The sequence below is a fragment of the Echinicola shivajiensis genome (genome assembly GCF_018642165.1).
GTDB classification, from domain to species: Bacteria; Bacteroidota; Bacteroidia; order Cytophagales; family Cyclobacteriaceae; genus Echinicola; species Echinicola shivajiensis.
Genome location: NZ_JAHHZM010000013.1, coordinates 92,733 through 107,394, shown reverse-complemented (window position 1 = coordinate 107,394; position 14,662 = coordinate 92,733). Strand labels below are relative to the sequence as shown.

Here is a 14,662-nt window from a genome sequence, read left to right as displayed (position 1 = left end):
ATTAAAAAAGCAATTTTTTTAATTTCAAATGCTATAACCTATAGCTCATTAATTTTGTTCATTTAGGGCATAACTTTTTACTGAAAACATCATTGACTGATAAATAATATCATGTATATCTGTCCTGACATTATACTTGAGCAAAGAATTATTGGAAGCATTTGGATTAACCCTATTGGAAAGAAAAACATAAATCAAGTCTTCTTCTGGGTCTGCCCAAACCGCTGTCCCCGTGAAACCAGTATGTCCAAAACTAGCCTTGGAGGCCAGCTTACCGGCTGAAACTCCTTTGCCAGGCTCTGGATCTGGCCTGTCCCAACCCAAAGCTCTTCTGCTCTGATCGGACTGACTCTGGGTAAAGACCTTAACGGTATTTGCATCCAATAGGTTCACCTTACCATACTCACCACCCTGCAACATCATCTGCATCATCACAGCCAAATCATGTGCCGTTCCGAACAGACCGGCATGCCCGGCTACCCCTCCAAACATCGCTGCTCCGGGGTCATGGACATAGCCTCTGACCAACTGCTTTCTAAACAATCTATCGTTTTCAGTAGGTGCTATTCGATCAATACTAAATTTTTCCAATGGCAAATAAGTAAGCGTATTGAGCCCCAAAGGCTGATAAAAATTCTGTGTTAAAAACTCGTTCATTGGTTGATGGATCATCCCTTCCACCATCCTTTGCAAAAAATACATTCCTAAATCAGAATACTTGTAATCATATTTTTTCTTACCATAAGGCATTCTCCTGAGATCTGATTCTACCGCCCATTTCACTACACTGTCAGGCATAGCATCTATGGCATACATACCTTCTGCTACTTTAACACTAAAGCCTGGCTCATTCTCAGTGCGATAAAAATTGGGATCCCATTTCCCTCCACTCACCGTTTTGGTATAAAAGGGAATCCATGGTTGCAGCCCTGCTTCATGCATCAGGACATCCTTAATTTTCATATCCGCCTTGTTGGTGCCCTTCAACTCGGGAAGGTAAAACCCAAGGGATTGTTCCAAATCCACCAATCCACGACTGTTCAAAAACATGATGGCCTGGGTGGTGGCCATTACCTTTGTAATTGATGCCAAGTCGTAAATCGTTTCAGCAGTCGCTACTGCAGAATGATTATAATCCAAGTGCCCATAAGCCTTTTCAAAGACTACCTTTCCATTTTTGGCAACCAATACACAGCCTCCAGGAGTAGATTTCCTGGCAATTGCCCGATCCATGACATTATCAATTCTATTCAGCACCTTACTGTCCATTCCGACAGATTCAGGACTGCTATAGCCCAATCTATCGATGGCCTCATAAGAAAATGAAGTACCTGCCTTTAATTGATCGCTCACCGTAGCTGGCAACACTCCATTCACTGGCCTGGCACCAAAGAGTACTTGAGGAGCTAATTTTTCTGTATAATCATTTTCCTCATAAGCTATCAGCACATTGGGCAATTCATCCATATACTTAGCTGCATAAGCGTTACCAAATAATACTGTAATCACATTATACTTTTCGCTTAGTTTTTTGATGAAGAACATATCACTCTCCTTTATCCCAAAATTCCTTCTGGGACTATTGCTCACATCCATCACCCCCACCACTACTGTATTGAAGTCCTTAAGATTTTCCTCGAGAGCATTGTAAGAGGCAGAACTACTATTTCTAGGTAATCTAAAATGCTTAAAGTCCCCGTACTTATCCAAATACTTCTGAAAAGTATGACCACCATTCCCTAAAGTAATGCTGGCCATCTTCAGTAAATCCTGATTTTTTATAGGGAGAAAATCTCCTTCATTAGCTGCAAGGGTCATCGAAGCGGCATACAAATCTTCAATCAATGCATTGCTTTTATAATTACTGATTCTTTCCACCAACTGAGTCGTCTCAATCTTTTGGGATTTGCTTAGGCCTGCCCAATATTTCGCCCTTAAGATTTTTCTGATCCTATCGTCTATCTCTTCTTGGCTAATCCGACCTTCTTCCACTGCCTGTAAAATCAAACGCTTGGATTTGGGCACATCTTCTGCGTAAAGCAAAATATCATTACCAGCCAATAACGCCAATAAATCAACCTCTCCAGGTTTGTGCATATTACTTACCCCCTTCATATTCAAAGCGTCTGTAAAAACTAGCCCCTTGAAGCCCATCTCCTGTTTCAATAACCCTGAAACTACATTCTTACTCAAAGTAGTAGGCAATCCGGATTTGGTACCTAAACTTGGAATATGTAAGTGGGCCACCATCACACTCATCAAGTCTTCATCTATCAGTCTCCTGTAAGGATAGAGATCAATATCATTGATGTATTCACTAGAATTATTGATCACAGGGGTAGTATAATGGGAATCAGAATTCGTGTCTCCATGCCCAGGGAAATGCTTGGCATTGGCGATTACACCATTTTCTTGAAGCCCTTTCATATAGGCCACAGATTTATTGGCAACATTTTCTTTTTGTTCTCCAAAAGCCCTGTAACCAATTACCGGATTATCTGGATTGGCATTGACATCCACAACCGGGGCAAAATTAATATGCATGCCCAGTTCTTTAAATTGATGGGCAATTTCTTCACCCATCTGGTAAACCATCCTATCATCCTGAATTGCTCCCAAAGTCATTTGTTTGGGAAACTGCAAAACACTGTCTAAACGCATGCTTACGCCCCATTCAGCATCCATGGCAACAAACAGGGGCGTCTTTGATATAGACTGATAGTAATTCGTCAGATTGGCCTGTCTTACCGGACCACCTTGAAAAAAAATAAGCCCACCGATCTGTTGCTCTTTGATTAATTTTGCAATGGCCTGCTTATGTGCCTCATCCTTGTTAGAGTAGGCCGCCACCATAAAAAGCTGCCCCAGTCTCTCTTCGAAAGTATGACTATTAAAAACACTGTCCACCCATTGATTTTGGGATTGAATATCAAAAGTTGCAAATGGATCGTCGGCCCCTTTTTCAGAAAATGCCCCGATTGAAGAAACTTGTGCAAAGACCAGTATAATGAGGACCCAAACTTTTCGATTCATGCGGATGTTTAATTTTTATTGCTTAAAATTTAAAATAACTTTGTAAGTGCTACTTTGATTCATTTCAGAGTAAACATCAAACATACATAAAATTCATGCTTCTGTCTATCAAAATAGTGATAAGCAGAACTTACCTTATATCTATTAACGTAATAAAGGTATAATCGAATCATTAGACGCCATGAAATTTCCATCCATATTCCGAACAGCCCAACCAATGCGCTTTGATATCAAGGCCAGACATTATGATCCTGTGAAAGAAGAAATAGAGCAGCGGACATCCCGAATCAAAAGGCAATTGGAAGCTGATGGTGTTTTGCCAACAGATAAGGAAATTGAAGATGCGTATAAAAGAGACAGAGAAAGCTCCATTAGAGGAGCCTTTACTCATGGAGGGCCTATAAGAAACAAACCTGCCAGCATTTTTTCCAGCACAGGAATGCTACGTATGATCATATTATTGGTGTTAGTTGGAACAATTACTGGATACCTATATTTTGGCGCTGAAATGCTTTATATTTTGTTATATAGTGGGTTGGGAATTGCAGCCTTGGTATTCTTTTTTAGATTAAAAAGTAAAAGCAAATGAGTGATATTATTCAACTACTCCCAGACGCTATTGCCAACCAAATAGCTGCCGGGGAAGTGGTACAAAGGCCCTCATCTGCCCTGAAAGAGATGCTGGAAAATTCCATAGATGCAGGTGCCACTGATATTAAGGTAATCATCAAAGAAGCTGGAAAAAACCTGATGCAGGTCATTGACAATGGCAAGGGCATGAGCCTTACAGATGCAAGGATGAGCTTTGAAAGGCATGCCACTTCTAAGATCAGGAATTCCGAAGACCTATTTGCCATACGAACATTTGGTTTCCGAGGAGAAGCCATGGCCTCTATCGCAGCGGTTGCTCAGGTGGAATTAAAAACAAAAACCGAAGAAGATGAATTAGGATCCCTTATCTGCATAGAGGGCTCTGAAGTAAAGAAACAGGAGCCTGTGGTTACGCCGAAGGGAACTTCCATAGCTGTGAAGAACCTCTTTTTCAACGTTCCTGCAAGACGAAACTTCCTGAAGTCCAACCCTGTAGAGTTAAAACATATTGTTGAAGAATTCCAGCGTGTAGCCTTGTCTTATCCCGAAATCAGTTTCAGTCTTATCAATAATGATATAGAGCTCTTCAAGTTGAGTCCTGGAAAACTCAGCCAGAGAATTGTCGGGATTTTCGGCAAAAACTATCAAGGCCAGCTGGTTGCCTGTGAGGAGGACACTCCCCATGTAAAAATCAAAGGCTATGTAGGCAAACCTGAAAATGCCAAAAAATCCAGAGGCGAGCAATATTTCTTTGTCAATAATCGCTATATCAAAAGCCATTATCTCAACCATGCCGTAGGCAATGCCTATGAGGGCTTGATGGCCTCTGACCAGCATCCATTTTATGTCCTGTTCTTGGAGATCGACCCATCACATATAGATATCAATGTTCATCCCACGAAGACTGAAATCAAGTTTGATGATGAGAGAACCATTTACTCTGTAGTTAAGGCTGGAGTTAAACAGGCTTTGGGCGCTCATAATGTGGTGCCTACTTTGGATTTCAGTATGGATGTAAACTTCACTGAGAACTGGAATCATGACGAAGTCAGGAAAGAAGAACTCAGCAGAGAAAATAGCTATAAAACATACAGCTCACCTTCCTTTAAGAAGCAAGACACTTCTGGCTGGGAGAAGTTATTTGAAGGGGAAAAAGACCATACAGATAATATCAGAAAGGAAGCTTTTGAACAAAGCAGCATTGCTCCATCAACAGAATTGATGACCTTTTCCAGTAAGGCCAATGATGAAGTTGTGGAAAAGAAAGAAGACAAGCTCCCTGTAACGCCCGCTGTAGAAACCAGTGCAGGAACTACCTTTCAGGTGGAATTGAGTTATATTGTTGCTCAATTGGGCGCTGGGCTTTTACTTTTGGACCAGCAAGCAAGCCATGAAAGGATTTTATACGAACGGTATTTGAAACAATTGCAAAGTAATGGAGGAGCTTCCCAACAATGCCTTTTTCCACAAAGCATTTCCCTTAGCCCGACAGATTTTGCTTTGGTAATGGACCTTCAAGAAGAAATGAATAGCCTAGGCTTTATAGTTGAGGAATTTGGAAAGCAAACCTTATTGATCAAAGGCGTACCAGCAGATATCCAAATCAATAATGAAAAGGCGCTCTTTGAGGGATTATTGGAGCAGTTCAAACATTTCAAATCTGAACTTTCCTTGGACAACAGAGAGAATTTGGCCCGATCATTGGCCAAAAGATCATCTATAAAGAAAGGAACCAAATTAAATCATCAGGAAATGGAAACCATCGTTGGACAATTATTTGCCTGTCAAAACCCAAATTATGGTCTTTCCGGGAACAAAACCTTTGTCAAACTTGATTTAAGTAAGATACGTAGTTTTTTCGAAAAATAATTTATGTTTAGATCTCTCACACCAATTGTCAAAAACCTGTTATTGATAAATGTAGGCATATTTGTAATTGCTGCTTATTTTTTACCACAACTGCAATCATTATTTGCACTCTATTATATCAATAGCGATCATTTTATGCCATTTCAGTTTTTGACCTATATGTTTATGCATGCTGATTTTTGGCACTTGTTCAGCAATATGTTTGGCCTATTTATATTCGGTCCACTACTGGAACAGTTTCTTGGGCCTAAGAAGATCATCATTCTGTGGATGGTCTGTGGAATTGGTTCCGGAGTACTTTACTCAGGCTATACGGCCTATCAGATCAACCAAGTAGACAATAAAATAGAGGCTTTCTATAATGATCCTAATCCGGAAACTTTCAATAAGTTCATTTCAGAAAACAGGCAAATGTTCAAACCCGCAGTCTATGACTTTATAGATGCCTTCAGTAGGAATCCCGAAAATAAAGAATATATAGGCACAGCTGAAAAGTATATGGATTATGTAAGGGAAAGTAAAGCCAATGTCCCCATGGTAGGTGCTTCAGGCGCCCTTTTTGGGATATTAATAGCCTTTGGCATGCTGTTCCCCAATACGCAACTTTTCCTATTATTTCCACCCATGCCGATAAAAGCAAAATATTTAGTACTCTTTTACGGACTATATACCGTATATAATATTATTGTCAACAACCCCATGGACAATGTGGCACATTTTGCCCATTTAAGTGGTTTAATAATAGGAGCGATTTTGGTAACTTTCTGGAAAAAAAACAGAACTAGCTTTTACTGATCATGTACGGAGGATTCTGGTATTATTTGAAAAACGCATTTAACCAAAAGGATAACAGCCTGTATAAAATACTGGCCATTAATATCCTTGTCTTTTTAGTTCTTCTGGTACTCAGGGTATTTTTGACCATTGGAGGTGGAGAGGAACTTTACAGAAGTATATTGTCCTATCTGATGATGCCGGCAGATGTGGGCAGATTCATCACCCAGCCTTGGTCCATCATTACCTATATGTTCTTGCATGAAGGGATATTCCATATCCTTTTCAATATGCTATTCCTTTATTGGTTTGGACTTTTAATCCATGAATATTTGGGTAGCAGAAAATTGGCCAATCTATACATTCTTGGGGGAATTGCAGGAGCTTTACTATATGTAATAATCTATAATTTCGCACCTTATTTTAGTAGTCAAACAGATCATGCCCTGATGCTGGGCGCAAGTGCTGGAGTATATGCTATTGTTGTTGGCGCAGCTACATTAAGTCCTGACACTACCTTTCACCTCATCCTTTTGGGACCTGTAAGGATAAAGTATATTGCCATATTCTATGTTGTGGTGGCTTTTGCAAATAGTACTGGCGCCAATGCCGGCGGAGAGTTGGCCCATTTGGGAGGAGCTGCCCTTGGATATTTTTATATCGTCCTTTTAAGGAAAGGTACAGATTTGGGCAAACCAGTACAGAGTGTAGGTCGGTTCTTTGGAAATTTATTTTCCAACCGCCCAAATGTCAAAGTAAGCTATAGGAAAAAACATCCACCATATAAAAGCGAACCTTTAAAGAAGGATAATTCGAAATCCAAAAATACCACCTCCCAGGAGGAAATAGATAAAATCCTTGACAAAATTGCAGACAAAGGTTACGACAGTTTATCCAAAGAAGAAAAGCGAAAACTATTTGAATACAGCAACAAGTAAAGCAAGCTAATCAGCTTGCTTTTTTTATTACATATAACTGGTTATTAACGGATTAATACCTTTCATTTTTCACCAAATACATTTTTTACAGGTTAAATTTCATTTAATTTAGTTTAAAAACAGAATTTTTGACTTCATTATTCATTATTTGCAAAATAATATTTTTACAACTATCTTTATTTTGTTATTCACCACATAAAATTATGTATAAAGCCACACTTCTTTATACCTCTATAATCACCACCGCCTTGACTTTTTTCAATGCCGTGAATATCTATGCCCAGACTTATACCTATACAAGTACAAATGTAGGCTGTGATGGAGACTGGGAGACCGCGGCATGTTGGGTGGTAACAGCCACAAACTGCACTCCCTCCAACACTTACCCTCCCAGTACTATTAGTCCTATGTCATGCCAAACTGAAATTATTATAGATGGAGACGTAACATGTAGTTATTCCACCACAAAGTGGAGTGGTACAATTTCATCGCTAACAGTATATGAGGGAAGTACAGTTACCTTTTCAGGTAACGTTGAAATTTCTGATGAAATGGACATTAATTTAGAGGGGAATAACACTACCATAAATATTGGAGGAAATTTAACCTACAAAACTAATTCTACTGTTAATGTCAATGTCGACGGCAATAATTCAAGTATTAATACCACCGGAGTCCAAACCGTTGGAAAAAATGCAAATATAAACCTACAGTTTGATGGCTTATATTCATCCTATAATGTTAATGGGAATTTTGACATGGATGATGACGCATATTTTAGCACTTCTTCTACTTACCGAAACGTTTACGATGAAATCACCAATTATGTAAATGTACAAGGCAATCTCCTTCTTGATGGTCGATCCACATTGCATATTAATGAAAATTCGGGATTTGATATAGAAGGTACAACCTCTGTTCAAACGCCCGCTAATTCTGAAGCAAATTCTGCCATTATTGATATAGACAGCGGTATATTCAACACAAAATCCATTTATATCAACGGAAACACTTGGTTAACCTTTTTTGTTGAAGAAGATTCTGAGGTCAGGGCATCTGAACCAGGCGGAACATTGGATATGAATGGCACCAATTCCCATTTGATATTCAATGGGGATTATGCTGACACTGGCGACCCAGCTGATGCAGATCGTGAATCCGTTATAGACGTAGGAGGGGCTATCACAACTAATGGAAATGGTGCATATATTGAAGCCGATGATGCCCTCATTTTAACTTGTGGATTTTTTGATCCAAAATTTAACAGAGTCCAAGAAAACGAAGGCCTATTTGATGAAGATAACTGCCGCCTTCTGCCAGTTATCTGGAATGATATTACGGGGCAGTGGAATGAATTGATCAACAAAAGCCTAATACAGTGGTCCACGGTAAAAGAATGGGAAAACAGCCATTTTGAGATAGAACGGTCGATCAATGATGTTGAAGGCTTCAAAGTGGTAGGAAAGGTAAATGCTGTAGGTTGGTCTGACAAAATCTGCAATTATGAATTCAGCGAAACCTTGGTATTATTCAATAATCCTATCCTTTATTACCGCGTCAAACAGGTCAACCTCAATGGCTCTTTTGCCTATAGCCCTGTCATTGCTATAAAAACCCAATCCAACATCAAGCACACTGGCTGGAGGGCATATCCTAATCCAAGTAACGGAACTCAACTTTCTCTGGCATCGCTCAACCAGGAAATCCCAGAAGACACACTTATAGAAGTTAAAATCTATTCTTCTAACCATATCAGTCAAGTCCTAACCAAAAAGTTTAATTATAGTCCAAACATCAACTTGGACGAAATGATAAATATGTTAGGTAAAGGAGTACATATTCTCGAAATCAATTGGAAGGACAACTCCCAAAAAATAAAACTGCTCAACAGATAAATTTTTTAGGGGCAAAATCTTAATTAATTTAGCCAATTGTTTCCCCAAAGCTAGATTAATATGAGTCCAAATGAAGTATTAAAGAATTTTTATGGCTATGACACTTTTAGAGGACAGCAAGAAGCCATTATAAAGAGTATTTTAGGTGGCCAGGACACTATTGTTCTCATGCCTACTGGAGGCGGAAAATCCATCTGCTACCAAGTACCCGCCATGGTCAATGAGGGATTAACATTGGTTATCTCACCATTGATTGCCTTAATGAAAGATCAAGTGGACGCATTGAATGCCAACGGTATCCCCTCTGCCTATCTAAATTCCACTCAAAGCACAAGTGAGCAAAGGTATATTACACAGGAAATTCAATCTGGCAAATTGAAGTTACTCTATGTTGCACCGGAAAGACTGTTTGGAGGCGCTGTGCCGCTTTCCGAATTACTGAAAGACATCCAGCTATCCCTGGTAGCAGTAGATGAGGCCCATTGTGTTTCCCAATGGGGGCATGATTTCCGACCAGACTATTTACAAATCGGTCAGTTCCGTCAGTCCTTTCCATCAGTGCCTTTTATTGCGCTCACCGCAACAGCAGATAAACAAACCCGAAAAGATATTGCTGACAAACTAGGATTGCAACATCCAAAATGGTTTATTTCCAGCTTTGACCGTCCAAATATCACCTACAGGGTAGCTCCCAAAAGAAACTCCTTTGACAAGCTACTGGAATTCCTAGAATACCATCAGAAAAATTCTGGAATTATCTATTGCCTTTCAAGGAAAAATGTAGAAGACACTGCTGAAAAACTACAAGCTGCTGGTCTCTCCGTCCTCCCCTATCACGCAGGATTAAACAGGGAAGTAAGGGCAGCGAATCAAGAAAAGTTCATTCGTGATGAAGTAAAGATTGTCGTAGCTACCATTGCATTTGGCATGGGTATAGACAAGTCCAATGTTCGTTTCGTAGTCCATATGAATATGCCCCAAAACATTGAGGGCTATTACCAAGAAACAGGTAGAGCGGGACGAGATGGCCTGCCCAGTGAAGCGCTGATGTTCTACAGCTATGGAGATTACCTTACCCTCCAAAGAATGATTGAGACGCCCGAAAACCCTGATTATTCAGAAATCGTACTAGGCAAACTTACAAGGATGAAAACCTTCTGCCAGTTAAATTCTTGCAGAAGGAAGTACCTGATGGCCTATTTTGGTGAAGAAGAGCAGGAGGACTGTGGGAATTGTGACATCTGTTTCAATAAGGGTAACCAACAAGATATGACTATCCCTTCTCAAATGTTACTCTCCACACTAGTAAGGTTAAAGGAATCTTTTGGAATGGGTTATGCCATATTAATCCTAAAAGGCTCCAAATCTGCAAAAATTCAGGAGGTCCATAAAAACCTTAGTGTGTACGGTATTGGGAAGGAACAGTCGGAGGAATTCTGGAAAAAACTAGGAGCCAAATTAATCCAAGAAGGATATATCGCAGAGGCGGGGCAGCAGTTCCCCACCTTAAAACTCACTACCAAAGCATGGGAAAAGCTTAAATCAAAAGAAAAGATATTACTCACCATGGATGATGGTCTAAAAAGAACCACTACCAAAGTATCTCATGAAACTGATCTTTACGAGGAACTAAAATCTCTACGGTTTAAGCTAGCCCAAAAAGAAAATGTTCCTCCCTATGTTATCTTTTCTGATGCAACATTGGTGGAAATGGCCACTTATTTCCCTATTGAGGAGGAGAGTTTCCTAAACATTTCCGGGGTTGGTCAGAAAAAGGCAGACAATTATGCCGATGATTTCTTAGAACTAATTTCAAATTACGTCCAAAAAAATCAGTTAAAACCTCGTAAAAAATTAAATGCCTCCAAAAAGACCAAATCTAGCTCAAATCTAGGAATCTCTGCTACCGAGAAAGTAACTTTAAAACACCATCAGGAGGGCCTGAATCTTTTCCAAATAGCTCAGAAGAGAGAAATGACATACAATACAATTGAAAGTCATTTGGCGAACCTTGTTAAACATGGAAAAATCGATGCTGAAAAATTTATCTCTAAAGACGATATTTTAAACATTAAACTGGCATTTAGACGGCAGGAAAACTCCTACCTAAAACCCCTAAAAGAACACTTTGGAGAAAGATATTCCTATTTTCAACTAAAAATTGCGCTCATAGGAGAAAAATAATCAATCATTTTTTAATTAATTACCCAAAAAACCAACCTACAACAAAGTAAAAATCACCTATTTATAAATTATTTATCAAAAAATACCCCAAATGGGGTATTTTTTGGAAACTGGATATGTACTACATTTGGATAGGGTGATTAAGCAACTTTTTCCACTATATTTTATGTGTTTAACGAAATCTAAAGAGGCCATTTTAATCTTAACTTTTTAAGGCCTCTTGTTTTTCCCTTAATTATCAATTCCTTAAGCTGAATAAGTGAATTGATTATATAAGCTATCAAAAGGGTAAATATGATTGCTTCTGTATTATTTCTTACTCATACCAACTATGGTTTTAAACAATATTTTATAAATCAATAGAACAGATCCTTGACTATCTATTTCTTAACTTTTGAACTTAGACAGACAATTGGCTTCAAAAAATTAGAAAAACATATATCGATGCAAATAAAAAAGGGGACAAAATGTCCCCTTTAACTATTTTTATATCGGGCTCTACTTCAACCAAGCTAAACTAATTTCATCTGGAGCTTTCATCCTATCCGCTAATCTCATATACCTATCTCCAAGTCCAGCAAGGTATTCTTGGGCCTTTGCAGCCGCACCCTCCAGACCAGTAACAGACTCAATTTTCCATTGTTTCACCAAATGATCTACGATACGGGCATAATCCCAACCGGTATACACTCCTATTTTTTGGGTTATAGCAGAAAACTGATCGAATAATGTTGGATTATTACCTCCCTTACCCATCAAAACAGCCGGCATAACTATTTGCTTTCTCATCATTTTCTCAAAAGCAAGCATGGCCCCATTCGGATCGATCTCAAAAATCCTAGCCATAAAGGTCTTGTAAGCCTTTTCATGCCTTGCCTCATCACCAGCAATAGTTTTGCAAATTCTGGACAATACAGTATCTCCGGCCTTTTCAGCAAGTTTACCGGTGTTCACATGGCTCACTTTTGTAGCTCTTTCCTGAAAAGAAGTATAAATCATAGCCTGATAAGGATCCTTTTCAGACTTTGGATCAAAACCATTATAAATTAATCGATGAATGGTCTGCTCTACCTTTTTCATATCAGCCCTGCCAGACAAATAAAGGTATTTGTTCAACAAATCGCCATGCCTATTTTCTTCGGCAGTCCAAGCTTTTGACCACCTGACCCAGCCTCTTTCACTTAATAGGCTTCCCTCAGGATTGATCCCTTCCAACAAATTGAAATAGGTTTGATAACTAGGAAGGGCCTCTTCCGTAATCATATTACCAATCAGAGAAGTGATGATAGTATCTGGAATACCTGCAGCTCTTTCTTGGAGTAACTTTACTTGATCCAAAGCATCTGGCAAAGTCATATCAGGGAGAAAATCTGTCGGCTGCCAGCATTCATCTGGATTCACCAATACAGTATCGACCGTTTCACCAACCATAGCATCGAGCTGGCTGATAACTTCCATATTCTTCTCCAATTCGTAGTCTATCGCTTCTCTATCCTTCATAAAATAATGCTTAAGGGTAATAATTATTAAATATGACCAATCATTGCAACGAGTCTCACATTCCTACCTACCAAAACAGATCATACATTTAGGTGTATATTAATGAAAACGTACTTAAATCTAAGATGTTCTCAATGACCTCACAAGTTAGCCATTAATTCAAACTGCTCATAAATTAATAAGCATATAATATCCATAACACAAATTTATCATGAATAATCTAATTTCAATGATAATTTCTATTATGAATGTAAAAAGAAAGTTGAATAAATAGCCTCAAGAGGAGAAAAAGGGGAATTGGGACTATAAATCCAAATTAATTTGTTTGCTACGGAAATCAATACCCTCCATAAGCTAATTGAATAAAAAAAATGCTGTATGAAACCATACAGCATTTTTATCATATAGGTATTGCTATCAAAAGCAAATTATTAATTCATATCCCAGAAGATAGCTGATGAAGTCTTATCTCCTCCTAGAGCTTGACTAGCCGCATTATAGTTGGTAGTATTGATCAAAGGCTCGTTTGTAGGGAAGATCAACCTCTTAGGGTTTTCAACACCATTGGAGATGGCAGTCAACAACTGAGGAGCATCCAATCTTCTAGCTTCAGTCCAAGCCTCATGTCCTTGATCGAACAAGGCAATGTATTTTTGCTTTCCGATTTTCTCTTTGTAATCACCAGCAGCAGTCAAATAGTTAACTGAAGGCTGTGCGATATACAATGTAGCCTGTACATCAGTTAAACCCCAAGCTTCAAAAGAAGCACGGATTCCGTTTTCATAGTGTTCAGCAGCGCTTCCAGAAATAAAATTTCTTTCTACCGCTTCAGCCATCAAGAATGACACTAAAGAATAATCCAAAATAGTACCAGGAAGATCTGCTTTCCAGAACAACTCATTAAGATGAGTGAGTTCAGCATATGCATTACCAGAAGCACCATACTCGCCTCCTACATAACCGCCTGCGATATTATCGTCAAAGTAAACATCCATTCTTGGATCATTTACACCTTCAAGCATATCAATGAAAAACTGAGTAACAACAAAGTCAGATGCTCTACTGTCTACTTCAAAATAATCATAAATAGGGTTCGTGTAAGGCTGAGAAGTGCTAAAAGCATAAACAGCATTATCTTCATTAGATTCAAATACTCCTGCTTGAACAGCTTCAGACACTAAAGTAGAAGCCAAAGAAGGATTAGAATCTGCTAGACGCATACCAATTTTCAATTTGATAGAATTGGCAAACTTCTGCCACGCTGCAATGTCCCCACTGTAAAGGATATCTGTTGAAGAACTGAATCCTGGAGCATTCGCATCAAGGTTTGCAATAGCCATATCCAAGCTATCTATAATGGCATTGTACACATATTCTCCCTCATCATAAACTGGAGTCACATTGTTGATATCCAATGCTTCAGTATAAGGAATAGCACCGAAGTTATCCACAAGATACTGGTATGCATACACCTCCATAATAGAAATCATGGCCAATTTGTTGTCTCTCTCAGGGGTTAAAGCTGCAGAAACTTCTCTTGACTTAAGAATTTCCTTTGCCTCTTTTAGCTCATAAAGAGATTCTGTATATATATTATCCCAAAGACTACCACCAATATCTCTGTTGGCTGCATCATATGCTGACTCCTGGATATAAGTAGTTTGGGTAAGGTAGTTAGCCCACAAACGACCCACATTGGCATTATAGTCAATGTCCACCATTTGTTTTACTATTCCATACTGTCCATAAGTAAACAATACTTCTGGCTCTACCTCTGTAGGATTCTTAGGATCCGTATTCAGATCTGCGAGATTTTCATCACAAGAAGAAAATAGTCCCGCTGCTGCTATACCTAATATTAATAATGACTTTTTCATT

General features: G+C 38.9%; 9 protein-coding genes. 6 read left to right on the top strand and 3 right to left on the bottom strand.

Annotation, left to right across the window (positions count from 1 at the left end):
* Positions 1–48 precede the first annotated feature (48 nt).
* A complete protein-coding gene (locus KMW37_RS17485; RefSeq protein WP_215225947.1) occupies positions 49–3,033 on the bottom strand; it encodes a glycoside hydrolase family 3 N-terminal domain-containing protein in 2,985 nt (994 codons plus the stop codon).
* Between the two features lie 181 nt (positions 3,034–3,214).
* Here KMW37_RS17485 and KMW37_RS17480 point away from each other — a divergent pair, with 181 nt between their 5' ends.
* The 6 genes from KMW37_RS17480 (at position 3,215) to recQ (ending at position 11,284) form a co-directional block, all read left to right on the top strand.
* Complete coding sequence (locus KMW37_RS17480; protein ID WP_215225946.1) at positions 3,215–3,622, top strand: hypothetical protein; 408 nt, start codon at positions 3,215–3,217, stop codon at positions 3,620–3,622.
* On the top strand, positions 3,619–5,493 hold the full coding sequence (gene mutL / locus KMW37_RS17475) for a DNA mismatch repair endonuclease MutL (protein ID WP_215225945.1): 1,875 nt from the start codon (positions 3,619–3,621) through the stop codon (positions 5,491–5,493). Before KMW37_RS17480 ends, mutL begins: the two co-directional genes overlap by 4 nt.
* Before the next feature lie 3 nt (positions 5,494–5,496).
* On the top strand, positions 5,497–6,288 hold the full coding sequence (locus tag KMW37_RS17470; protein WP_215225944.1) for a rhomboid family intramembrane serine protease: 792 nt from the start codon (positions 5,497–5,499) through the stop codon (positions 6,286–6,288).
* A gap of 2 nt (positions 6,289–6,290) precedes the next feature.
* The gene (locus tag KMW37_RS17465) at positions 6,291–7,205 is read left to right on the top strand and encodes a rhomboid family protein (protein ID WP_215225943.1); all 915 of its coding nucleotides are present in this window, start codon (positions 6,291–6,293) and stop codon (positions 7,203–7,205) included.
* A 203-nt stretch (positions 7,206–7,408) separates the two neighbouring features.
* Positions 7,409–9,100, top strand: coding sequence for a hypothetical protein (locus tag KMW37_RS17460; protein WP_215225942.1), 1,692 nt, complete (start codon positions 7,409–7,411; stop codon positions 9,098–9,100).
* A 60-nt stretch (positions 9,101–9,160) separates the two neighbouring features.
* On the top strand, positions 9,161–11,284 hold the full coding sequence (recQ, locus tag KMW37_RS17455) for a DNA helicase RecQ (RefSeq protein WP_215225941.1): 2,124 nt from the start codon (positions 9,161–9,163) through the stop codon (positions 11,282–11,284).
* A 498-nt stretch (positions 11,285–11,782) separates the two neighbouring features.
* On the opposite strand, the gene KMW37_RS17450 is transcribed toward recQ, so the two are convergent.
* Positions 11,783–12,784 (bottom strand): acyl-ACP desaturase, encoded by a 1,002-nt coding sequence (locus KMW37_RS17450; RefSeq protein WP_215225940.1) that lies wholly within the window; start codon positions 12,782–12,784, stop codon positions 11,783–11,785.
* A 431-nt stretch (positions 12,785–13,215) separates the two neighbouring features.
* A complete protein-coding gene (locus KMW37_RS17445) occupies positions 13,216–14,661 on the bottom strand; it encodes a SusD/RagB family nutrient-binding outer membrane lipoprotein (RefSeq protein WP_215225939.1) in 1,446 nt (481 codons plus the stop codon).
* Between the last annotated feature and the right edge of the window lies 1 nt (position 14,662).